The 21,429-nt window shown below is 73.1% G+C and carries 18 protein-coding genes; 12 read left to right on the top strand and 6 right to left on the bottom strand.

The annotated features are described in order from the left end of the window. Window positions 1-161: 161 nt before the first annotated feature. Window positions 162-1,028, bottom strand: a complete 867-nt coding sequence (locus ACF08F_RS12020; protein ID WP_392298373.1) for an SDR family oxidoreductase — start codon at window positions 1,026-1,028, stop codon at window positions 162-164. Between the two features lie 158 nt (window positions 1,029-1,186). Between ACF08F_RS12020 and ACF08F_RS12015 the strand changes: the two genes are divergently transcribed. The 4 genes from ACF08F_RS12015 to ACF08F_RS12000 all read left to right on the top strand — a co-directional run bounded on the left by ACF08F_RS12015 (window position 1,187) and on the right by ACF08F_RS12000 (window position 6,913). After that, the gene (locus tag ACF08F_RS12015; protein WP_392298720.1) at window positions 1,187-1,546 is read left to right on the top strand and encodes a winged helix-turn-helix transcriptional regulator; all 360 of its coding nucleotides are present in this window, start codon (window positions 1,187-1,189) and stop codon (window positions 1,544-1,546) included. An 85-nt stretch (window positions 1,547-1,631) separates the two neighbouring features. Further along, window positions 1,632-2,477 carry a hypothetical protein gene (locus ACF08F_RS12010; RefSeq protein WP_392298372.1) on the top strand — a complete coding sequence of 282 codons (846 nt, stop codon included), beginning with the start codon at window positions 1,632-1,634 and terminating at the stop codon, window positions 2,475-2,477. Beyond that, on the top strand, window positions 2,474-4,726 hold the full coding sequence (locus ACF08F_RS12005) for a bifunctional serine/threonine-protein kinase/ABC transporter substrate-binding protein (protein ID WP_392298371.1): 2,253 nt from the start codon (window positions 2,474-2,476) through the stop codon (window positions 4,724-4,726). Before ACF08F_RS12010 ends, ACF08F_RS12005 begins: the two co-directional genes overlap by 4 nt. Before the next feature lie 3 nt (window positions 4,727-4,729). Continuing rightward, entirely contained in the window at window positions 4,730-6,913 is a 2,184-nt protein-coding gene (locus tag ACF08F_RS12000) for a bifunctional serine/threonine-protein kinase/ABC transporter substrate-binding protein (protein ID WP_392298370.1), read from the top strand. Window positions 6,914-6,963: 50 nt separating this feature from the next. On the opposite strand, the gene ACF08F_RS11995 is transcribed toward ACF08F_RS12000, so the two are convergent. From ACF08F_RS11995 to ACF08F_RS11975, 5 genes are all read right to left on the bottom strand, one after another. After that, on the bottom strand, window positions 6,964-8,025 hold the full coding sequence (locus ACF08F_RS11995; protein WP_392298369.1) for a 2-oxoacid:ferredoxin oxidoreductase subunit beta: 1,062 nt from the start codon (window positions 8,023-8,025) through the stop codon (window positions 6,964-6,966). Next, the gene (locus ACF08F_RS11990) at window positions 8,018-9,955 is read right to left on the bottom strand and encodes a 2-oxoacid:acceptor oxidoreductase subunit alpha (RefSeq protein ID WP_392298368.1); all 1,938 of its coding nucleotides are present in this window, start codon (window positions 9,953-9,955) and stop codon (window positions 8,018-8,020) included. Before ACF08F_RS11990 ends, ACF08F_RS11995 begins: the two co-directional genes overlap by 8 nt. 360 nt (window positions 9,956-10,315) lie before the next feature. Next, a complete protein-coding gene (locus ACF08F_RS11985; RefSeq protein ID WP_056652441.1) occupies window positions 10,316-10,975 on the bottom strand; it encodes a response regulator transcription factor in 660 nt (219 codons plus the stop codon). A 300-nt stretch (window positions 10,976-11,275) separates the two neighbouring features. Further along, a complete protein-coding gene (locus tag ACF08F_RS11980) occupies window positions 11,276-12,562 on the bottom strand; it encodes a sensor histidine kinase (RefSeq protein WP_392298367.1) in 1,287 nt (428 codons plus the stop codon). 260 nt (window positions 12,563-12,822) lie between these two features. Then, window positions 12,823-13,986, bottom strand: a complete 1,164-nt coding sequence (locus ACF08F_RS11975; RefSeq protein ID WP_392298366.1) for a sensor histidine kinase — start codon at window positions 13,984-13,986, stop codon at window positions 12,823-12,825. 232 nt (window positions 13,987-14,218) lie between these two features. Here ACF08F_RS11975 and ACF08F_RS11970 point away from each other — a divergent pair, with 232 nt between their 5' ends. Genes ACF08F_RS11970 through ACF08F_RS11935 form a run of 8 tightly spaced genes read left to right on the top strand, consistent with a single transcriptional unit; the run spans window position 14,219 to window position 21,414 of the window. After that, window positions 14,219-14,647, top strand: coding sequence for an NADH-quinone oxidoreductase subunit A (locus tag ACF08F_RS11970; protein ID WP_174867584.1), 429 nt, complete (start codon window positions 14,219-14,221; stop codon window positions 14,645-14,647). Then, window positions 14,638-15,201, top strand: coding sequence for an NADH-quinone oxidoreductase subunit B (locus tag ACF08F_RS11965; protein WP_392298365.1), 564 nt, complete (start codon window positions 14,638-14,640; stop codon window positions 15,199-15,201). Before ACF08F_RS11970 ends, ACF08F_RS11965 begins: the two co-directional genes overlap by 10 nt. Further along, the gene (locus ACF08F_RS11960) at window positions 15,198-16,865 is read left to right on the top strand and encodes an NADH-quinone oxidoreductase subunit C (protein ID WP_392298364.1); all 1,668 of its coding nucleotides are present in this window, start codon (window positions 15,198-15,200) and stop codon (window positions 16,863-16,865) included. The genes ACF08F_RS11965 and ACF08F_RS11960 overlap by 4 nt, the downstream gene beginning before the upstream one ends. Further along, on the top strand, window positions 16,862-17,830 hold the full coding sequence (locus tag ACF08F_RS11955) for an NADH-quinone oxidoreductase subunit H (protein WP_392298363.1): 969 nt from the start codon (window positions 16,862-16,864) through the stop codon (window positions 17,828-17,830). The genes ACF08F_RS11960 and ACF08F_RS11955 overlap by 4 nt, the downstream gene beginning before the upstream one ends. After that, window positions 17,830-18,483 carry a NuoI/complex I 23 kDa subunit family protein gene (locus tag ACF08F_RS11950; RefSeq protein ID WP_392298362.1) on the top strand — a complete coding sequence of 218 codons (654 nt, stop codon included), beginning with the start codon at window positions 17,830-17,832 and terminating at the stop codon, window positions 18,481-18,483. The genes ACF08F_RS11955 and ACF08F_RS11950 overlap by 1 nt, the downstream gene beginning before the upstream one ends. Beyond that, a complete protein-coding gene (locus tag ACF08F_RS11945) occupies window positions 18,480-19,037 on the top strand; it encodes an NADH-quinone oxidoreductase subunit J (RefSeq protein WP_359675551.1) in 558 nt (185 codons plus the stop codon). Before ACF08F_RS11950 ends, ACF08F_RS11945 begins: the two co-directional genes overlap by 4 nt. Beyond that, window positions 19,037-19,438 carry an NADH-quinone oxidoreductase subunit NuoK gene (gene nuoK / locus ACF08F_RS11940; RefSeq protein ID WP_392298361.1) on the top strand — a complete coding sequence of 134 codons (402 nt, stop codon included), beginning with the start codon at window positions 19,037-19,039 and terminating at the stop codon, window positions 19,436-19,438. Before ACF08F_RS11945 ends, nuoK begins: the two co-directional genes overlap by 1 nt. Continuing rightward, window positions 19,435-21,414: an NADH-quinone oxidoreductase subunit L gene (locus tag ACF08F_RS11935; RefSeq protein ID WP_392298360.1), complete on the top strand. Its 1,980-nt coding sequence runs from the start codon at window positions 19,435-19,437 to the stop codon at window positions 21,412-21,414. Before nuoK ends, ACF08F_RS11935 begins: the two co-directional genes overlap by 4 nt. The last annotated feature ends 15 nt before the right edge of the window (window positions 21,415-21,429 follow it).

The following is a 21,429-nucleotide window of genomic DNA, read 5'->3' as shown; positions in this document are numbered from 1 at the left end:
AGGCGCCGATCCCGTAGAGCAGTCCTGCTCGCCCTTCGTTCTCCGTCTTCGTCTCCACCGGACCTCCCGCCCTGCCCTGCCCCGCGCCGCGCTGTCCTGTCGAAGGTAGCGCCGCACGGGGCGGGTTGTCATGCCCGTATTGCCATACGGTCATGACAACGTTACGAGGCGGCCAGCGCCTCCTTGATCGTCACGGTGATCGGGGTGGTCGGGCGGCCGATCAGCCGGGCCAGGTCGCCGGTCCGCAGGGCGAGCGCGCCGCGCTCGACGGCGCGGTCGACGTCGACCAGGATCGCGGCGAAGGGCTCCGGGACCCCGGCGCCGGTGAGGATCGCGAGGTGCTTCTCGGCGGGGACGTCGCTGTACGTGACCTCCCGGCCGGACTGCGCCGCGACCTCGGCCGCGTACTCGGCGAGCGACCAGGCGGTGTCGCCGCTCAGCTCGTACGCCCGGTTCAGGTGCTCCTCGGCCGGCCCGGTCAGGACGGCGGCCGCGGCGGCGGCGAAGTCGGCGCGGGTCGCGGAGGCGATCCGGCCCTCGCCGGCGTTGGAGACGACGGCGCCGTGGGCCAGGACGGGGGCGAGGTTCGCGGTGTAGTTCTCGCTGTACCAGCCGTTGCGGAGGAAGGTGTACGGCAGGCCGGAGGCGAGGACCAGCCGCTCGGTCTCCTGGTGCTCGGCGGCCAGGTCGAAGTCGGCCTCCGGACCGCCGAGGATGCTCGTGTACGCGAACTGGGCGACGCCCGCCGCCTTCGCCGCGTCCAGCACGGCGGCGTGCTGGGGGACGCGCCGCCCGACCTCGCTGCCCGAGACGAGGAGCACCCGGTCGCCGGCCTCGAAGGCCTCCGCGAGGGTCTCCGGCCGGTCGTAGTCCGCGATCCGCAGCTCGACCCCGCGCTCCGCGAGGTCGGCGGCCTTCTCCTTGTTCCGGACCACGGCGGCGACGGACGCGGCCGGGACGGTGGCGAGGAGGGCGTCGACGACGAGACGGCCGAGCTGTCCGGTGGCTCCGGTGACGACGATGCTCATGGTGCTTCCTTCTCCGGTGGGGTGCGGTGGGCGACGCGCTCACCGGTACTCACCGTACGACTGGCACTATCTATTCGTAAGTACCCACTTTGAAGTAAGGTACTGGTGTGGAAGTAAGTAAGGAACCGAAGAGCCTGCTCGCGGACGTCGGCGGAGCCATGTGCCCGGCCCGGCTCGTCCTGGAGCACGTCACCAGCCGCTGGGGCGTCCTGATTCTCATCGCCCTGAGCGAGCGCCCGTACCGCTTCAGCGAGCTGCGCCGCCGGGTCGGCCGCGTCAGCGAGAAGATGCTCACGCAGACGCTCCAGACCCTGGAGCGCGACGGCTTCGTCCACCGCGACGCCCAGCCCGTCATCCCGCCCCGCGTCGACTACAGCCTCACCACCATGGGCGAGGACGCCGCCCGCCGGATCCGGGAGCTCGCCCGCTGGACCGACCAGCAGGTCCCGGAGGTCGAGGCCGCCCGCGCACGCTACGACGAGGCGCGTCGCGAGACGGCTACCGGTTCGTCTCAATGACGTTGTAGCCCAGGCGAGTTGTCGGCGCCGCACCGTACGATCTGCTCACGTTCGGGGGAAACCGTGAGGGACCGTGGGGGGAACTGTGACGTACAGGGACCGACGACCGCTGCGCGCCTGCTGCGCCGTACTGGTGGGCGGACTCCTCGCCACCGGCTGCGCCGGCGGAGCCGAGGACGGGAAGGGCCCCGAGGACAAGGGGAGTACGCGTGCGGCACCGGCGCCCACCAAGACGCAGGCCACCGCCCCGGCTCCCGCCCCGACCGCCCTCGACTTCACGCCGGACCCGCGCCGCGCACCGAAGACCGAGGCCGAGGCCCGGCGCCTCGCCCTCGCCGTCGTCGCCGGACCCGATGCCTGGGCCCCCGGCTACGTCAAGCGCACCCCGTACCTCAGCGACCCGGACTACTGGCCCGTCCTCGGCGCCAACTGCTCCTGGGAGACCGGCACCCGGCCCGCCGACGTCCTGGCCAGCGTCACCGCCTACAGCGAGATCCCCGCCACCGGCGGCAAGGGCGTCCTGCGGGTCGCCGCCACCGTCACCGTGCACCGCACCGAGTCCGACGCCGAATGGGAGATGGCCTCCACCCTCGAAGAGGCGCTGAACTGCCCCGACCAGAAGCTCCGCGACGGCGAGCGCATCACCGGACTCATGTCGCTCGGCAACCCCTTCGGCGTCGGCGGCAACGCCACCGCCCACGACGCGATCCGCGAGGGCGGCCACTACGTCAACGACGCGGTGAAGGGGAAGCAGCCCTACAGCTGGTACCAGTCCCGGCTCGGCCAGGTCACCGTCGCCACCGTCGTCAAGGGTGCCCCCGGCTATCAGGAGTTGAACGGAGACACCATCACCGGCACCGCCCAGGCACAGGTCCAGGCCCTCGTCACCATGCTGCAACGCGCCGAGGACGAGCTGGAGGTCCAGTCGTGAGCACTCCCACCCCGCAGCCCCGGCCCGAACGACCCGAGCCCGGCGCCCTCCAGCCGCTGCTGCCCTCCGACCCGTCGGCGATCGCCGGCTACCGGCTCCTCGGCCGCCTCGGCGCCGGCGGCATGGGCGTCGTCTACCTCGGCCGCACCGCCGCCGGTGAACTCGCCGCCGTCAAGGTCACCCACGCCGACCAGGCCGACCAGCCCGACTTCCGGGCCCGCTTCCGCCGCGAGGTCGAGGCCGCCCGCCGGGTCTCCAGCCCCTGGGCCGTCCCCGTCACCGGCGCCGACCCGGACGCCCCCGAACCGTGGATGGCCACCGCCTTCGTCGCCGGCCCCTCCCTCGGCGAGGCCGTCGCCGCGCACGGCCCGCTGCCCGAGCGGAGCGTCCGCCTCCTCGGCTGGTCCGTCGCCCGCGCCCTCGCCGCCGTGCACGCGGCCGGGCTCGTCCACCGCGACGTGAAGCCCGGGAACGTCCTCCTCGCCGTCGACGGCCCCCGCCTCATCGACTTCGGCATCGCCCGCGCCACCGGCGAGACCGCCCTCACCGCCACCGACATGGTCGTCGGCACCCCCGGCTTCCTCGCCCCCGAGCAGGCCGAGGCCCGCACCGACGCCATCGGCCCGCCCGCCGACGTCTTCGCCCTCGGCTGTCTCCTCGCCTACGCGGCGACCGGACGCCCGCCCTTCGGCACCGGCGCCGTCGACGCCCTCATGTACCGGACCGTCCACGACGAACCCGACCTCACCGGCGTCCCCGAAGGACTGCTCGACCTCGTCCGCTCCTGCCTCGCCAAGGACCCGGCCGGACGGCCCACCGCGGCCGAGATCGGGGTCCAGCTCGTCGAGGACCGCCCCGGCGACGGTGCCGAATGGCTGCCCGCCCCCGTCGTCCGGACCATCGCCGAACGCTCCGCCCGGATGCTCGCCCTCCCCGAGATCGACGTCACCGAGGCCGGCGGCACCTCCGGCACGGCCGCCCCGGAGAAGAGCCGACGCGGCTTCCTGCTGCTCGCGTCGGGCGCCGCCGTGCTGGCCGTCGGCGGCGGCGCGGCCGCCGTCTGGGCGGGGCTCGGGGACGACGAGGAGACGGACGGCAAGGGCGGCAAGAAGCCCGTACCGCCCCGCACCAGCTGGACGATCGGCGTCCTCGCCGACCTGTCCGGGCCCGCCAAGGAGATCGGCCGGGCCCAGGAGCGCGGCGCGCGCCTCGCCGTCGAGCAGTTCAACGCCCGCAAGGACAAGCCCTTCACGCTCGCCCTCAAGGTGGTCGACGACCGGGGCGACGCGACCCGCGTCCTGGAGACCGTCAAGCCCCTCACCACCGACCCCGGCGTCCTCGCGGTCCTCGGCCCCACCACCGACGCCGTCGGCCAGGCCGTCATGCCCGCCTTCGAGGAGGCCGGCATCCCTCTGATCACGGTCTCGGCCGGATACAACCTGCTCACCCTGCGCTCGGGCAGCTCGTGGAACGAGACGCTCCTGCGCGCCATCCCCAACCACATCAGCGCGGGCACCCACCTCTCCTTCGCCGCCACCCTGCTGCCCGCGATCCGCCGCCCAGGGGTCCTGGAGGACCGGACCGAGGACCACTACAGCTGGCAGGTCACCGGCGGCGTCCGCTTCGGCTTCGGGCAGGCCGGGATCCCCCCGCACTTCCGGGTCGTCCCCGCCCGCGCCGACGCGCGCGCGTACCGCCGGGTGCTCGGCGAGATGATCGACGCCGGCATCGACGCCTACGTCCACTGCGGTGTCACCGAGACCGCCGTCCACGCCGCCCGAGCCCTCACCGAACTCGGCTTCACCGGACCGAGGTTCACCGGCCAGGCCGTCTTCGGCCAGGACTTCCTCAAGCAGGCCGGGGCGGCCGCCGAGGGCTGGTTCGTGTGCGCGCCCGTCGCCGACCCCGCGACCCAGAAGACGGCCGCCGCCTTCACCGCCGCCCATCGCAAGCGGTTCGGGACGGCCCCCGCGTACTACGCGGGCGAGTCGTACGACGTCGTCACGATGACGATCGAGCAGCTGAAGGCCCAGGCGAAGGCCGGCGGCAGACCCGCGCGCAAGGGCCTGTGGGCAGCGCTGCGCAAGCAGAACTACAAGGGCGTGATGGGCGGGTACAACTTCAACGAATACGGCGACCTGGGGAGCGGCGGCACCTTCGTCTTCGCCGTGCAGAACGGCGCGTACAAGCCGATCGGCTCCGCGCCCCTGCTGCCGAGCAAGCCCAAGAAGAACGACAAGAAGGCCTGACCCGTGCAGCCGCTCCGCAAGGCCGACCCGTCGACCCTCGCCGGCTACCGGCTGCTCGGGCGGCTCGGCGCCGGCGGCATGGGCGTGGTCTTCCTCGCCCGTTCCGCCGGCGGGACGCTCGCCGCGCTCAAGCTCATCCGCGCCGAGCACGCCGCCGACCCCGGCTTCCGGGAACGGTTCCGCCGCGAGGCCCGCGCCGCCGAGCGGATCACCGGCCGCTGGGTCGTCCGCGTCCTCGGCGCCGACCCGGAGGCCCGTGAACCCTGGCTCGCCACCGAGTACGTGCCCGGCCCCTCGCTCGCCGAGGCCGTCGCCCTGCACGGCGCCCTCCCCGAGCCGACCGTCCGGGCCCTGGGCGCCCGGCTCGCCTCCGCCCTCACCGACATGCACGAGGCCGGGCTCGTCCACCGGGACGTGAAGCCGGGGAACGTCCTCCTCGCCCTCGACGGGCCCCGCCTCATCGACTTCGGCATCGCCCGCTCCGCCGGAGCGACCGCCCTGACCGCCACCGACGCGATGATCGGCACCCCCGGCTTCCTCGCCCCGGAACAGGCCCGCGTCACCGGGGCGGGCGAGGTCGGCCCGGCCAGCGACGTCTTCTCGCTCGGCTGCGTCCTCGCCTACGCCCTCACCGGCGAACGCCCCTTCGGCACGGGCGCGGTGGCCGCCGTCGTCTACCGCACCGTCCACGAGGAACCCGAGCTCGACGGCCTACCGGACACCCTCCTCCCGCTCGTCACCGCCTGCCTCGCCAAGGACCCGGCGGACCGCCCCACGGCCGCCGACGTGCGGGCCGCGCTGGGCGCGGCCGACGGCCCGGCGGGCGACTGGCTCCCACCCGGCCTGCCCGCCCTGATCGCCCAGCGCTCCACCCGCGTCCTCGACCTGCCCGTCGCCGACCCGACCCTGCTCACCCGGGAGGACCGGCCCACCGGAGTCTCGCGGCGTCGGCTGCTGATCGCCGGCTCCACCGCCGCCGTCGCGGGTGCGGGCGGCCTCACGGCCTGGCTCCTGACCCGTTCACCGGGCGGGACGGGCACGGGAACGGGCGGCACCGGCGGCCCCCTCGCCTCGTACACGATCGGCGTCCTCACCGACCTGAGCGGCCCCACCAAGTCGGACGGGCGGGGGCAGGAGCGAGGCATCCGGCTGGCCGTGGAGGAGTTCAACGCCCGCGCCGACCGGCCGTGCGACGTACGACTCCGGGTCGAGGACGACGGGGGGAAGCCGGAGCGCGCCAAGGCCGCCGCGCTGGCTCTGCTCAAGGACCCGACACTGATCGGCGTCCTGGGGCCGACGACGGCACCGACCGCGGCCGCCGCCGCGAACGAACTCACGCTCCACGCGATGTCGTTGGCGAGCGTCATCGCCGACGTCCCGGCCACTCAGATCAAGGGCCAGGAGGTCAAGACCACCTACTTCCAGCCCCGAACCCAGCAGGGGATGATGTCCCTCGCCTTCGTCCGCTATCTCATCGAGCACGAGGCCTACCGGACCGCCGTCGTGGAGGACCGGGCCGCCGGAGAGTACAGCTGGCTGCTCGTCAAGAACCTGAAGGACTACCCGCCGTCCGGGAAGAAGGACGGATCGGTGACCTCGCACCCCGTGGAGGCGGACAGCGAGGACTTCGGCGCCGCCGTACGCGCCGCCCTCGCGACCGACCCGCAGGGCGTGTTCTTCGCGGGGGCGTCGCCGCGCCGGGCCGCGCTGTGTGCCAGGGCCCTGCGCGACCAGGGCTACCGGGGCCCCTGCGGCAGCGTCGAGTACGTGCTCCAGCCGGAGTTCCTCGCCGTCGCGGGCCCGGCCGCCGAGGGCTGGTACTTCGGCACGGGCTACGTGGATCCCGACGGGCTCCCGGCGGCGCGGACGTTCACGGCCGCGTACCGGAAGCGCTGGGGTCTCTCCGCCGGGACCCCCGTCGAACGGTTCGCGACGGAGGCGTACGACGCCACCAACTGGGCGCTCCAGGGGCTGCGTGCCGCGAGCGCCGGCAACGCCGAATCGGTGGCCGCGGGTCTCCGGAACAGCCTGGTGCGGAGCTCGTACCAAGGGATCGTCAAGGAGTACGTGAACCGGACGCAGGGGAACCTGCCCGTCGCCCTCCTGGGCCTCTTCCTCTGGCAGGTGAAGGGCGGAGTGCCCCGCTTCCTCGGGAAGTTCGACGAGGCGGCGGCGAAGGACACATAAAAGGGCCCGGCCGACTCGTGTCGACCGGGCCCCTCACACCCACCCGCGCGTCAGCCCGCCACCGTCCACGTGTCGTTGCCGGTGAGGAGCCGGCCCAGGTCGCCCTTGCCGTACTGCTCCACCGCCGTGTCGAGCTGCTCCGCCATCAGCGTGTCGTAGACCGGGCGGTCCACCGACCGGAACACCCCGATGGGCGTCTGGTGGAGGGTGTCCGGGTCCGCGAGCCGCGAGAGCGCGAAGGCGGTCGTGGGGGTGGCCGCGTGGGCGTCGTGGACGAGGATCCGCGACTCGTTCTCCGGGGTGACGGTGACGACGTGGAGGTCGCCGGTGGCCGGGTCGCGGACGACGCCCTTGTCGAGCTCGGCGCCGAAGCGGACCGGCTGCCCGTGCTCCAGGCGGATGACGGCCTCCTTGGCCTGGTCCTTGTCCTTGAGGACCTCGAAGGCGCCGTCGTTGAAGATGTTGCAGTTCTGGTAGATCTCGACCAGCGCCGTGCCGTTGTGGTCGGCGGCCTGGCGCAGGACCTCGGTGAGGTGCTTGCGGTCGGAGTCGACCGTGCGGGCCACGAAGGAGGCCTCCGCGCCGAGCGCGAGCGACACCGGGTTGAAGGGCGCGTCGAGCGAGCCCATCGGGGTCGACTTGGTGATCTTGCCGACCTCGGAGGTGGGCGAGTACTGGCCCTTGGTCAGCCCGTAGATCCGGTTGTTGAAGAGCAGGATCTTCAGGTTGACGTTGCGGCGGAGCGCGTGGATGAGGTGGTTGCCGCCGATGGACAGCGCGTCGCCGTCGCCCGTGACGACCCAGACGGACAGGTCGCGGCGGGAGGTCGCGAGGCCGGTGGCGATCGCCGGGGCGCGGCCGTGGATGGAGTGCATCCCGTACGTGTTCATGTAGTACGGGAAGCGGGAGGAGCAGCCGATGCCCGAGACGAAGACGATGTTCTCCTTCGCCAGGCCGAGTTCGGGCATGAAGCCCTGGACGGCGGCGAGGACCGCGTAATCACCGCAGCCGGGGCACCACCGCACCTCCTGGTCGGACTTGAAGTCCTTCATCGACTGCTGGGCCTCGGCCTTGGGCACCAGGTTCAGCAGCGTCTCCGTGGGCTCAGGCATCGATGGCCTCCTTGAGGGCGGCGGCGAGCTGCTCGGCCTTGAACGGCATGCCGTTGACCTGGGTGTGGCTGCGGGCGTCGACGAGGTACTTCGCCCGGACGAGGGTGGCGAGCTGGCCGAGGTTCATCTCGGGGACGACGACCTTCTCGTACCGCCTCAGCACCTCGCCGAGGTTCTTCGGGAAGGGGTTGAGGTGGCGCAGGTGGGCCCGGGCGATGTGGCCGTTCTCCCGGCGGATGCGGCGGACGGCGGCGGTGATCGGCCCGTAGGTGGAGCCCCAGCCGAGGACCAGGGTGCTCGCGCCGTCCGGGTCGTCGACCTCGATGTCCGGGACGTCGATGCCGTCGATCTTGGCCTGGCGGGTGCGGACCATGAACTCGTGGTTCGCGGGGTCGTACGAGATGTTGCCCGTGCCGTCCTGCTTCTCGATGCCGCCGATGCGGTGTTCGAGGCCGGGGGTGCCGGGCACGGCCCAGGGGCGGGCCAGGGTCTCGGGGTTGCGCTTGTACGGCCAGAAGACCTCGGTGCCGTCGTCGAGCGTGTGGTTCGGCCCGGTCGCGAACTGGGTCCGCAGGTCGGGGAGCTCGTCCACGTCCGGGACGCGCCAGGGCTCGGAGCCGTTGGCGAGGTAGCCGTCGGAGAGCAGGAAGACGGGCGTGCGGTACGTGAGGGCGATCCGCGCCGCCTCCAGGGCCGCGTCGAAGCAGTCTCCGGGCGTCTTCGGGGCCACGATCGGCACCGGCGCCTCGCCGTTGCGGCCGTACATGGCCTGGAGGAGGTCGGCCTGCTCGGTCTTGGTGGGCAGACCGGTGGACGGGCCGCCGCGCTGGATGTCGATGATCAGCAGCGGCAGCTCCAGGGAGACCGCGAGGCCGATCGTCTCCGACTTCAGGGCCACACCGGGTCCGGACGTCGTCGTCACACCGAGCGAGCCGCCGAAGGCGGCGCCGAGCGCGGCGCCGATGCCGGCGATCTCGTCCTCGGCCTGGAAGGTGCGCACGCCGAAGTTCTTGTGCTTGGACAGCTCGTGGAGGATGTCCGAGGCCGGGGTGATCGGGTACGAGCCCAGGTAGATCGGCAGGTCCGCCTGGCGGCCGGCGGCGATCAGGCCGTACGAGAGGGCCAGGTTCCCGGAGATGTTCCGGTACGTGCCGGTGGGGAAGGCGCGGGTCGCCGGGGCGACCTCGTAGGAGACGGCGAAGTCCTCGGTGGTCTCGCCGAAGTTCCAGCCGGCCCGGAAGGCGGCCACGTTGGCCTCGGCGATCTGCGGCTTCTTCGCGAACTTGCTCCGCAGGAAGGTCTCGGTGCCCTCGGTCGGCCGGTGGTACATCCAGGAGAGCAGCCCGAGCGCGAACATGTTCTTGCTCCGCTCGGCCTCCTTCCGGGACAGGCCGAACTCCTTGAGGGCCTCGATGGTCAGCGTCGTCAGCGGCACCGGATGCACGTGGTACGCGTCCAGCGACCCGTCCTCCAGGGGCGAGGTCGCGTAGCCGACCTTGGCCATGGCGCGCTTGGCGAACTCGTCGGTGTTGACGATGATCTCGCCGCCGCGCGGCACGTCGCCGATGTTCGCCTTGAGGGCGGCCGGGTTCATCGCCACCAGCACGTTCGGGGCGTCGCCCGGGGTCAGGATGTCGTGGTCGGCGAAGTGCAGCTGGAAGGACGAGACGCCCGGCAGGGTTCCGGCGGGTGCGCGGATCTCGGCCGGGAAGTTCGGCAGCGTGGAGAGGTCGTTCCCGAAGGACGCCGTCTCCGAGGTGAAGCGGTCACCCGTGAGCTGCATGCCGTCACCGGAGTCGCCCGCGAAGCGGATGATCACGCGGTCGAGTCGGCGCACTTCCTTCTCGGTGCCGTGGTGGGCCGTCGCCGGGGCGCTGCGCTGCTCCCCGAGCAGGGCCTCACCGGCCTCGCTACTGACCTGGCTGGTCACTGAACTGGACCTCCCTCGTGGCAAGGGGACTCTCCGCCGGAGGCGGGAGAAGGCTCGGGAGACGCCGGCCGATCACCGGTCGTCCCGTGGCCCACCCTACGACGGTAAGGGGGGCCTTCCGGGGACTTCTCGTATTGCGGACCTCTTTGTGAGACGCCCTCTTGCCCTGAATCGTCACGTTCTGTCGCCACCCGGATTGTTCCGGAAGGTCGCGTTACGCCTCATCCTTTGGATCTAGGACCCTCCGGCTGTCGAACACGACCCAGCCTCGCCGATCTCACTCCGGCCTCGCTCCGGCCTCGCTCCAGCCGCACTCGGCCCGGCTCGGCCGAGTGCGTCATCTGACAGGGTGTCAGATTTTCAGGACTTCAGATACGTCAACACCGCGAGTACCCGTCGATGATCACCGTCACTCGGGGAGAGGCCCAGTTTCAGGAAGATGTTGCTGATGTGCTTCTCCACCGCGCCGTCGCTCACCACCAGCTGCCGCGCGATCGCCGAGTTCGTCCGCCCCTCCGCCATCAGACCGAGGACCTCCCGCTCGCGCGGGGTCAGGTTCGCCAGCACGTCCTGCTGCCGGGACCGGCCCAGCAGCTGCTGCACCACCTCGGGGTCCAGGGCCGTACCGCCCCCGGCGACCCGCACGACCGCGTCCACGAACTCGCGGACCTCCGCGACCCGGTCCTTCAGCAGATAGCCGACGCCCCGGCTCGAACCGGCCAGCAGTTCGGTGGCGTACTGCTCCTCCACGTACTGCGACAGCACCAGGACACCCAGCCCCGGATACTCCTTCCGCAGCCGCACCGCCGCCCGCACGCCCTCGTCCGTGTGCGTCGGCGGCATCCGCACGTCCGCCACCACCACGTCCGGCAGCGCGCCCTCGTCCGCGAGCCCGGCCACCAGCTTCACCAGCGCCTCGCCGTCACCCACCCCGGCGACGACCTCGTGCCCCCGGTCGGTCAGCAGCCGGGTCAGCCCCTCGCGGAGCAGCACCGAGTCCTCCGCGATCACCACCCGCACCCGGTCCGTCACCTCTTGTACGACCACGCCGCACAGCCCCCTGTTCCGAAGGTCGAAAAGTCCGTCAGACCCCCAGCATCGCAGGAAGCCGCCCGCCCCGAGGCGAGCCCCCGGGACGGACGGTCGCCGTCCGGTCTCCGCACGCGCCGCCCGGTCCGCGCGGGTCCGGACCACGCGCGTCCGGTCCGTGCGGGTCCGGTCCGCGCACGGGCCCGTCCGCGCACGGCCTCGCCCGCGTACGGCCCGGGCCGCCCCGGCCGTACGGTCCAGGCGCGGTCCGGTCCACCCGAGCCGTACGGGCTACGCCCGCCAGGGCAGCTCGACCGTCACGGTCGTCGGACCGCCGGCGGGCGAGTCCACCGCCAGCACGCCGTCGACCGCCCCGACCCGCTCGGACAGCCCCGCCAGACTCCGGCCCGCCGCCGCCTCCGCGCCGCCCACACCGTCGTCCCGCACCTGGAGCATCAGCCGGTCGCCCGCCCGCCACACGTCCACCCAGGCGCGCCGCGCCCGAGCGTGCCGGGAGACGTTCTGCAGCAGCTCCGAGACCGTGAAGTACGCGATGCCCTCGATCGCCGCGACCGGCCGGGCCGGCAGGTCCACGTCCACCGACACCGGCACCGCGCACCGGGAGGCCACCGACGACAGCGCCGCGTCCAGCCCCCGGTCCGTGAGGACCGCCGGGTGGATGCCCCGGGCCAGGTCCCGCAGCTCCTGAAGGGCCACCTTCACCTCGCCGTGCGCCTCGTCGACCATCGCCGCCGCGGCCTTCGGGTCCTCCGCCAGCTTCTCCTTCGCGAGCCCCAGGTCCATCGCGAGCGAGGCCAGCCGGGCCTGCGGACCGTCGTGCAGGTCCCGCTCGATGCGCCGCAGGTCCGCCGCGGCCGTGTCCACGACCACGCCCCGGTCCGACTCCAGCTCCGTCACCCGGGACGCCAGCCGCGAAGGACCGAGCAGCCCGGCGACGAGGACCCTGTCGACCGCCACGACCCCGCGCAGCACCCACGGCCCGAGCAGGACGAACAGCAGGCCGATCGCGCTGGTCACCGCGATCTCGAACGGCGAGTCGAGGTAGAAGCTGTGCGTGGCGTCCCCGTACAGCTGGATGCCGTCCTGGCCCACGTACGCCGGGAAGGTCCACCGCCACAGCGGGTACGTGAAGAGGCCCCAGCCCCAGCCCCACAGCGCCACCGTCACGGTGAAGCCGAAGATCGCCCACGGCATGTGGACGACCGCGTACAGCAGGTGGCGCCACGAGGCCCCGTTCTTCAGCATGGCGCCCATCCAGGGGAGCGCCCCGCCGGTCTTGCCGCGCACCGGCGCCGGCGCCTTCACGTCGACACCGAGGAGCGCCCGAGCCCGGGCCCGCTCGACCGCACCGAACCCCCGGCACATCGCGAGCGCCCCGGCCAGGACCGGCACCCCGAGGAAGGTGATGAGCAGCCCGGCGCCGGCCGAGACGAAGGCGACGGACAGCGCGAACCAGCAGACGCTGAGCGGCAGCCCGATCAGCACGTAGCCGAGCGCACGCCAGGTGCGGGCCTCGAACGGCGCGCTGATCGCGGCGGGAAGTCGGGGGGAGGCCATCGCGGTCGTCCTTCTCTGCTGGGGGGGCGGTGGTGTGAGCGCCGTGCTGTGACGCCTTCCAGGGTTCCGTCCCGCCGGGCCCCGGACCATGAGGGGAGTGGGCGTCTCGGGAGGGGGGTTTTCCCTACCTGCGCCCAGGGGGGCGGGCGGGCCTGGGCATCGCGCGGTCGCGGGGCCTCAGGCGGTCGCGGGGCCTCAGGCGGGCCCGGGCCCAGCGGGCCCCGGCCTCGGTCAGGCCCGCGTCCGGGCCTCCCCGAGGCTCACGCCGCCGGTCGGGAGCGCCACGGCAGCTCCGCCGTGATCGTCGTCGGACCGCCCTCCGGGGAGTCGACGACGAGGAGCCCGTCCACCGCCCCGAGCCGCTCCGTCAGCCCCGCGAGCCCCGACCCGCCGTCGAGCCGCGCCCCGCCGACGCCGTCGTCGCGCACCTGGAGCATCAGCCGCTCCTCCGACCTCCACACCTCCACGGACGCGGACCGGGCACGTGCGTGCTTGGAGACGTTCTGGAGCAGCTCCGAGACCGTGAAGTACGCGATGCCCTCGATCGCCTCCGCCGGCCGCTCCGCCAGGTCCACCGACACCTTCACCGGGACCGTGCACCGCGCGGACACCGAGGAGAGCGCTGCGCTCAGCCCCCGGTCCGTGAGGACCGCCGGGTGGATGCCCCGGGCCAGGTCCCGCAGCTCCTGGAGCGCGAGCTTCACCTCGCCGTGGGCCTCGTCGACCATCGCCGCGGCCCCCTCCGGGTCCTCCAGCAGCTTCTCCTTCGCGAGGCCGAGCCCCATCGCGAGGGCGACCAGCCGCGCCTGCGCGCCGTCGTGCAGATCGCGCTCGATGCGCCGCAGGTCCGCCGCGGCCGTGTCCACGACCACGCCCCGGTCCGACTCCAGCTCGGCGATCCGCCGCTCCAGCTCGTCGGAGGGCGAGAGCAGCCCGCGGACCATGCCCCGGTCGCCGTTGGACAGGCCGCGGGAGATGAACGGCAGGACGGGCCAGAGGATCAGGAGCGAGACCAGGGTGACGGTGAACGTCACGATGCCCCAGGGCAGCCGGATCAGCCCGTACAGCTGGGTCCGCCAGGCCACCGGGTCCTTCAGCGAGGACCACAGCCAGCCGAGGAATCCGTGGCCCTTCGGCATCCGCGACGGCTCCGGCACGCGCACCCCGAGCAGCGAGCGGGCCCTCGCCCGCTCCGACCGTCCGATCCACCGCGCGCCGCCGAGCCCGAGGGCGAGCAGCGGCAGCCCGATCACCGTGACGGAGAGGCTCACCCCGACCAGGACGGTCACGACCGCGTAGACGAAGCCGGCCAGGGACGTGAAGAGATTGGAGAGGAGGAAGGCGATCTCCTTCCAGGTCTCCTTGCCGTAGGCGGATCGCACGGGTGGACGGGGGGCGGCGGGGGATTCAAGATCGGCGCTCATGGTCCCCAGACTGCCGGTCGCGGAGAGCGTGACGCCATGGGGGAGGTCGGTGAGAACACGTAGGGATATCCCCACCGGGGCCCGGGACCGGAGCCCGCGCCGAAGGGAACCGGGGCACCGCCCGGGGACGGCTCACGGACTGCTCACGGAGTGCTCACGGACTGGACGGGGACTGCTTACGGTCCCTTTAGCAGGGCCTAGACTCGCGTGCGTACAACAACAGAAGTGACCCATGAGACACCGAGACCGAGGGGCGGACGTGCGGGAACCGACCGTTGTCGCGGCCGACGCGGCGGACTACTTCCAGACGTACTCCGTCGTCGGCGTGCTCGCCGTCGTCGGCGTGCTCTTCGTCGCCGTGGCCTTCACGGCCAACCGGCTGCTCAGGCCCGTCGTGCCGACGCCCGAGAAGCTCCTCACCTACGAGTGCGGCGTCGACCCCGTGGGGGAGGGCTGGGCACACACCCAGGTCCGCTACTACGTGTACGCCTTCCTCTACGTCATCTTCGCCGTCGACTCGATCTTCCTCTTCCCCTGGGCGACGGTCTTCGCGGCGCCCGGCTACGGCGCGACGACCCTGGTCGAGATGTTCGTCTTCCTCGGCTTCCTGGCCGTCGGGCTGCTCTACGCGTACAAGAAGGGCGTCCTGACATGGACGTAACACCGCTGCCCGCACCCACGCTGGGGCCGCTCGCCCGCCTGGCGCCCGAGCCGATGAAGGTGGTCCTGAACTGGGGCCGCCGCTACAGCCTGTGGGTCTTCAACTTCGGCCTCGCCTGCTGCGCGATCGAGTTCATCGCCGCGTCCATGGCCCGGCACGACTTCATCCGGCTCGGCGTGATCCCCTTCGCGCCCGGACCGCGCCAGGCCGACCTGATGATCGTCTCCGGCACGGTGACGGACAAGATGGCCCCCGCCGTGAAGCGGCTGTACGAGCAGATGCCCGAACCGAAGTACGTGATCTCCTTCGGCGCCTGCTCCAACTGCGGCGGCCCTTACTGGGACTCGTACTCGGTCACGAAGGGCGTCGACCAGATCATCCCGGTCGACGTCTACGTGCCGGGCTGCCCGCCGCGGCCGGAGGCGCTCCTCCAGGGCATCCTCAAGCTCCAGGAGAAGATCGCGCGCGAGAGCCTGGCGGATCGGTACGCCACGACCGCGTCGGTCGCGGAGCTGACGAGCCCCCTGACGCCCCCGCCGGGAGCCACGTCATGAGCACGTTCGACTCCCTCCACGACTCCCTCCCCGACTCCGTCACCGAGATCTTCGGCGAGGAGGCGACGGCGGAGCACGCCTACGACCTGCTGACGGTCGACGTCCCGCCGGCCGCCTGGATCACGGCCCTCACCACGGCCCGCGACGAGCTGGGCTGCACCTACTTCGACTGGCTGAGCGCGGTCGACGAACCCGGCACGGGCTTCCGCGTCTGCGCCCACGTCGTCGCCCTCACGGCCGGGCGGCCGCCGCGGCGGATCCTCCTCCGCACCACGGTCCCGCACGATGCCCCGGCCCTCCCGACGGCGATCGGGGTGTACGCGGGCGCGGGCTGGCACGAGCGCGAGACCCACGAGATGTTCGGCGTGGACTTCACGGGCCACCCGCACCTCGTCCCGCTCCTCCTCCCGGAGAACTTCGAGGGCCACCCGCTCCGCAAGGACTTCGTCCTCGCGGCCCGGGTCGCGAAGGCCTGGCCCGGCGCGAAGGAGCCGGGCGAGTCCCACGACGGCGGAGGCCCGAAGCGCCGCCAGATGCTCCCGCCGGGCGTCCCGGACCCCAACGAATGGGGCCCCCTGAAGGGCCAGCTCCCCCCGGCCCCGACCCGCCCCACCCGAACGGCCCGCCCCCGACCAGCCGCAGAAGGCACGGAAGCCCCGCCCCGCCGCGCCCGCTCGGTGACAGAAGGCTCGGCGAGCCAGGCGACTCCGGAGGCGGGCGCCCCGGTTCGCCGTTCCCGTACGGCGTCGGAGGGATCGGCGAGCCAGGCGGCGCCGGAGGCGGGTGCCGACGGCTCGGCCGGCCAGGCCGAACCCGGCGCACCGGTACGCCGCTCGCGCTCGGCCTCGGACGGTTCGGCGAGCCAGGCGGCCCCGGGCGCGGGTGCCGACGGCTCGGCCGGCCAGGCCGAACCCGGTGCACCGGTACGCCGTTCCCGCTCGGCCTCGGACGGTTCGGCGAGCCAGGCGGCCCCGGCCCCTGAGGACCAGGGCACGCCGCCCGAACCCCCGACGACCCGCCCGCCACGCCGATCCCGCACGGCAGCCGACGGTTCGGCGAGCCAGGCGGAGCCGGGCACGCCCGCCCGCCGCTCGCGCTCGGCCTCGGACGGTTCGGCGAGCCAGACGGCGCCGGACGCGGCTACGTCCGCCACCCCGCGCACGCGTAGCTCGGACGCCCCCTGGCACCACGCCCGCCCGGCCTTCGACGAGAAGCCGCCACAGCCGGAAACCCGGGCCGAGGCGTCCCCGGCCGAGACGGCCCGGACCGAGGCGTCCCCGGCCGAGACAGCCGCGACCGAGGCGGCCCCGGCCACCCCGGCCGAGCCGAAGGCGGCGGCCACGCCGACCGGCGGCGAGGTCTCCGAGGCCGAGGCGGCTCCGGCCGCCGACGTCCCGGCCGGTCCGGCGCAGCCGGAAGCTCCGGCGGACACGGAAGCTCCGGCGGACCCGGCCGCTCCGGCCGAGCCGGAAGCACCGGCGAAGACCGATACCCCGGCCACTGGGCCGGCCCCGGCCCCGGCCACTGGGCCGGCCCCGGCCCCGGCCGAAGGCCCGCCGCCCGCAGGGCGGGGAGGCGCAGCCGCGAGCGCCGAGAAGAGCACCGAACCCGAACCCGAACCCGAATCCGAACCCACCGACCCCGCCGGAGGCGACCCCGCGTGAACGACGCACTCGACGTCGCCGTCCGGCTCCTGATCGTCTTCGGCCTCTTCCTCGTCCTGCCCCTGGTCGTCGGGCAGGCCGAGCACAAGGTCATGGCCCACATGCAGGGCCGCCTCGGCCCCATGTACGCCGGCGGCTTCCACGGCTGGGCGCAGCTCGTCGCCGACGGCGTGAAGTTCGCGCAGAAGGAGGACGTCGTCCCGAAGGACGCGGACCGCCGGGTCTTCCAGCTCGCCCCGGCCGTCGCCCTCCTCCCGTACCTCCTCGTCCTCCTCGCCATCCCGATCGGCCCGAGCGAGGGCGCGGTCGGGCAGGTCGTCGACGCGGGCGTCTTCTTCGTGCTGGCGGTCATGGGCGTCGGTGTGCTCGGCAGCCTCATGGCCGGCTGGGCCTCCGCCAACAAGTTCTCCCTGCTGGGCGGCCTCCGCACCGCCGCTCAGCTGCTCGCGTACGAGCTCCCGATGCTGCTCGCCGCCGCCTCCGTCGCGATGGCCGCCGGCACCGTCTCCCTCCCCGGCATCCTGAACGCCTTCGAGTGGTGGTGGCTGCCCTGGCAGATCGTCGGCGCGATCGTCTTCTTCGTGGCCGGCCTCGCCGAGCTCCAGCGGCCGCCGTTCGACATGCCGGTCGCCGACTCGGAGATCATCTTCGGCGCGTACACCGAGTACACCGGCCTCCGCTTCGCGCTCTTCCTGCTCGCCGAGTACGCGGGCATCGTCGTCCTCTGCGGTCTCACCACCGTCCTCTTCCTCGGCGGCTGGCACGGCCCCTTCGGTGCCGACGGCCTCGGCTGGGTCTGGACCCTGCTCAAGACCGCCGTCCTCGCCTTCGTCGTGATCTGGCTGCGGGTGACCTACCCGCGCCTGCGCGAGGACCAGCTCCAGAAGCTGGCCTGGACGACGCTCGTCCCGCTCGCTCTCGCGCAGATCGCGCTCACCGGCATCGTGAAGGTGGCGATCCAGTAATGCCCATCCCCGGCTCCGGCCTCGCCAAGGGGCTCGCCGTCACGCTCCGCACGATGACGAGGAAGACCGTCACCGCGCAGTACCCGGACGTCCAGCCCGAGCTGCCGCCCCGCACCCGCGGGGTCATCGGGCTGTTCGAGGAGAACTGCACGGTCTGCATGCTCTGCGCCCGCGAGTGCCCCGACTGGTGCATCTACATCGACTCCCACAAGGAGACGGTGCCGCCCGCCGCCCCCGGTGGCCGCGAGCGCAGCCGGAACGTGCTCGACCGGTTCGCCATCGACTTCTCGCTCTGCATGTACTGCGGTATCTGCATCGAGGTGTGCCCCTTCGACGCGCTCTTCTGGTCGCCCGAGTTCGAGTACGCGGAGACCGACATCCACGAGCTCACCCACGAGCGGGACAAGCTCCGCGAGTGGATGTGGACGGTCCCGGAGCCGCCCGCGCTCGACCCGAAGGCGGAGGAACCGAAGGAGATCGCCGCGGCCCGGAAGGCGGCGGAGAAGGCGGCCGAGAAGGCAGCGGCCGAAGCAGCGGCCCAGGCAGAGGCCGCGGCAGCGGCCCGGGCAGAGGCCGAGCCCGAGCCCCCGGCGGAGCCCCAGGCCGAGTCCCCGGTCCAGCCCCCGGCCCGGCCCGAGGAGGAGCAGCAGTGATCCTGGCAGCACAGGCCGCCGCCGAGACCCCCGGCTTCCTCTCGCCCTCCGGCGTCGAGATCGCCTTCCTCCTCGTCGGCCTCGTCACCCTCGGCGCCGCCGTCGTCACCGTCACCACCCGCCAGCTTGTCCACGCCGCGCTCTGGCTGGTCGTGGCGCTCGGCGGTCTCGCCGTCGAGTACCTCCTGCTGACCGCCGAGTTCATCGCCTGGGTCCAGGTGCTGATCTACGTCGGCTCCGTCGTCGTCCTCCTCCTCTTCGGCCTCATGCTCACCAAGGCCCCCATCGGCCGCTCCCCGGACGCCGACTCCGGCAACCGCCCGGTCGCCCTCGGCGTCGCGCTCGCCGCCGCCGTCGCGCTCGTCTGGGTCGTCGTCGACGCGTTCCGCACGACCTGGATCGACCTGGACGGCGCCGTCCAGGGCTCCACCGAGGTCACCGGCGCCACGCTCTTCAAGCACTGGGTGCTGCCCTTCGAGGCCCTCTCGGTGCTCCTCCTGGCCGCGCTGGTCGGCGCGATCGTCCTCTCCCGCAAGAAGGAGCAGGAGCGCTGATGCACCTCGCCTATCCCGCGGTCCTCGCCGCGCTCCTCTTCTGTGTCGGCGTGTACGGAGTGCTCGCCCGCCGCAACGCGATCCTGGTCCTGATGTCCGTCGAGCTGATGCTCAACGCCGTCAACCTCAACCTGGTCGCCTTCGACGTCTGGCTCCGCGACACCCTGCACGCCGGGCAGGCACTCACCCTCTTCACCATCGCCGTCGCCGCAGCGGAGATCGGCATCGGCCTCGCGATCGTCCTGATGGTCCACCGCAACCGCGGCACCGCGGACGTCGACCGCCTCCGCGACACGGCGGAGCGCCCCGGCTCCCCGGACGACGGAACCGACGAGGCGGGCGCCGCCGCGGCGCCCACCGACGAGACGCCCCACGGCGAGAAGGCCGAGGCCACCGCGTGACCACCACGACCCTGGCCGTCCTCGTCCCCCTCCTGCCCTTCCTCGGCTCCGTCGCCGGACTCCTCCTGGGCCGCACCGCGCCCGGCTTCGTCCGGCCCCTCGCCGTACTCCCGACGTTCGCGGCGGCCGTCCTCGCCGCCCTGGTCACGGCCCGCCAGGGCGGCGGCAAGGCGATCGACGCGGCCACCGAGCTCACCCCGACCGGTTCGGTCCCCATCGACCTGGCCCTGTACATCGACGGCTTCGCCGCCCTCGTCGCCGTCCTCGTCGGCGTCGTCGCGACCTGCGTGCAGATCTACTCGACGGGCTACCTCCGCGACGACCCGCGCTACCCCTCGTACGCCGCGCTCGTCTCCCTCTTCACCTCCGCGATGCTGCTCGTCGTCTACTCCGGCGACCTGATGGTGCTCCTGGTCGGCTGGGAGATCATGGGCATCTGCTCGTACTTCCTCGTCGGCCACTACTGGGAGACCCCGGAGGCGCGGGCCGCCTCCCTCAAGGCCTTCCTCGTCACCAAGCTCGGTGACGTCCCCTTCCTCATCGGTCTCTTCGCGCTCGCCACCGACGCCGGCACCTTCCGGATCACCGGGGTCCTCGGCGCCGTCGCGAGCGGCGGCATCGACCACCCCACCCTGATCGCCCTGCTGCTGCTCGCGGGCGTCGCCGGAAAGTCCGCGCAGTTCCCGCTGCACACCTGGCTCCCGGACGCGATGGCCGGCCCCACCCCCGTCTCCGCGCTCATCCACGCGGCGACGATGGTCGCCGCCGGCATCTACTTCACGGCCCGGCTGCTGCCCGTCTTCGCCGAGTCCGCCGCCGCGATGACGGTCCTCGCCGTCATGGCCGCGATCACGATGGTCGGCTCGGCCCTGGCCGCGCTCGCCCAGGACGACATCAAGCGGGTGCTCGCCTACTCGACGATCGGCCAGCTCGGCTACATGGCCGGCGCCCTCGCCGTCGGCGACCGCGGGGCCGCCGTCTTCCACCTCCTCTCGCACGCCGCCTTCAAGGCGCTCCTCTTCCTCGCCGCCGGCACGGTCATCCACGCCGCCGGGACGAACTCGCTCACCGCCATGTCCCGCATGAGCGGCCTCGCGAAGCGCGTCCCCGACGCGTACTGGACGATGACCGTCGCCCTCCTCGCACTCGCCGCGATCCCGCCCTTCGCCGGCTTCTTCTCCAAGGAAGCCGTCCTCGTGGCCGCCGAGCACACCGCGCTCGGGGACCGGACGGTAGCCCCCGCCGGGGCGGGCTGGACCGTCCTCGTCGCCGGGCTGCTCACCGCCCTCCTCACCGCGGCCTACGCCCTCCGCCTGTGGCTGCGGGCCTTCCGCGGCCGCGGCGCCGAGGCCCCCGACCACGGCCGCCAGCCGGTCGCCATGACGACCGTCCTGTGGGTCCTCGCGATCCCCTCCCTCGGCTTCGGTCTGACCGTCACCTACCTCGACGACTGGTTCGACGGCCACGCCCTCACCCCGACCGTCACCACGGCCGTCCTCGGCACGGGCCTCGCCGCCGCCGGAGCCGTGATCACGTACGCGGTCTGGCGCACCCTCGCCGCCAGGGCCCCGGTCGCCGCCCCCGTACCGCACGTGGCCCACCCCGACGCCGACGCCGGCCTGGTCGAGAAGGAGGCGCTGCACCTGCCGCACCCCGCCGAGGACCCGACCGACCCCGGCCGTGCCCTCCTCGGGCCGCTGTACGCCCCCGCCACCGACGGCTTCCACCTGGACGCCGTCTACCGGACCGCGTTCGTCCGCCCCGTCGTGGCCGCCGCCTCCCTGGTCCGCTTCCTGGACCGTGAGGTCGTCGACACCTACGTCGACGCCGCGGGCAACTCCGCCAAGGGGCTCGGCTGGCTCGTCCGCCGCGCCCAGACCGGCAACGTCCAGACCTACCTGAGCGCCCTGCTCGCCGGCTCCGTCGTCCTGGTGATCGCCGCAGTCGCCCTCGCCAACGCCGTCGCCGGAGCGTGAGCCGTGATCGATATC

The organism is Streptomyces sp. NPDC015130, from assembly GCF_043080005.1.
Taxonomy (GTDB): Bacteria; Actinomycetota; Actinomycetes; order Streptomycetales; family Streptomycetaceae; genus Streptomyces.
This window is presented reverse-complemented; position numbering and strand designations above follow the sequence as displayed.

What these genes read in the sequence shown, in the direction of transcription:
- ACF08F_RS12020 (WP_392298373.1), bottom strand. Translation starts at nt 1,028, where the DNA reads ATGAGCATCGTCGTCACCGGAGCCACCGGACAGCTCGGCCGTCTCGTC.
- ACF08F_RS12015 (WP_392298720.1), top strand. Translation starts at nt 1,187, where the DNA reads ATGTGCCCGGCCCGGCTCGTCCTGGAGCACGTCACCAGCCGCTGGGGC.
- ACF08F_RS11995 (WP_392298369.1), bottom strand. Translation starts at nt 8,025, where the DNA reads ATGCCTGAGCCCACGGAGACGCTGCTGAACCTGGTGCCCAAGGCCGAG.
- ACF08F_RS11980 (WP_392298367.1), bottom strand. Translation starts at nt 12,562, where the DNA reads ATGGCCTCCCCCCGACTTCCCGCCGCGATCAGCGCGCCGTTCGAGGCC.
- ACF08F_RS11975 (WP_392298366.1), bottom strand. Translation starts at nt 13,986, where the DNA reads ATGAGCGCCGATCTTGAATCCCCCGCCGCCCCCCGTCCACCCGTGCGA.
- ACF08F_RS11970 (WP_174867584.1), top strand. Translation starts at nt 14,219, where the DNA reads ATGAGACACCGAGACCGAGGGGCGGACGTGCGGGAACCGACCGTTGTC.
- ACF08F_RS11965 (WP_392298365.1), top strand. Translation starts at nt 14,638, where the DNA reads ATGGACGTAACACCGCTGCCCGCACCCACGCTGGGGCCGCTCGCCCGC.
- ACF08F_RS11960 (WP_392298364.1), top strand. Translation starts at nt 15,198, where the DNA reads ATGAGCACGTTCGACTCCCTCCACGACTCCCTCCCCGACTCCGTCACC.
- ACF08F_RS11950 (WP_392298362.1), top strand. Translation starts at nt 17,830, where the DNA reads ATGCCCATCCCCGGCTCCGGCCTCGCCAAGGGGCTCGCCGTCACGCTC.
- nuoK (WP_392298361.1), top strand. Translation starts at nt 19,037, where the DNA reads ATGCACCTCGCCTATCCCGCGGTCCTCGCCGCGCTCCTCTTCTGTGTC.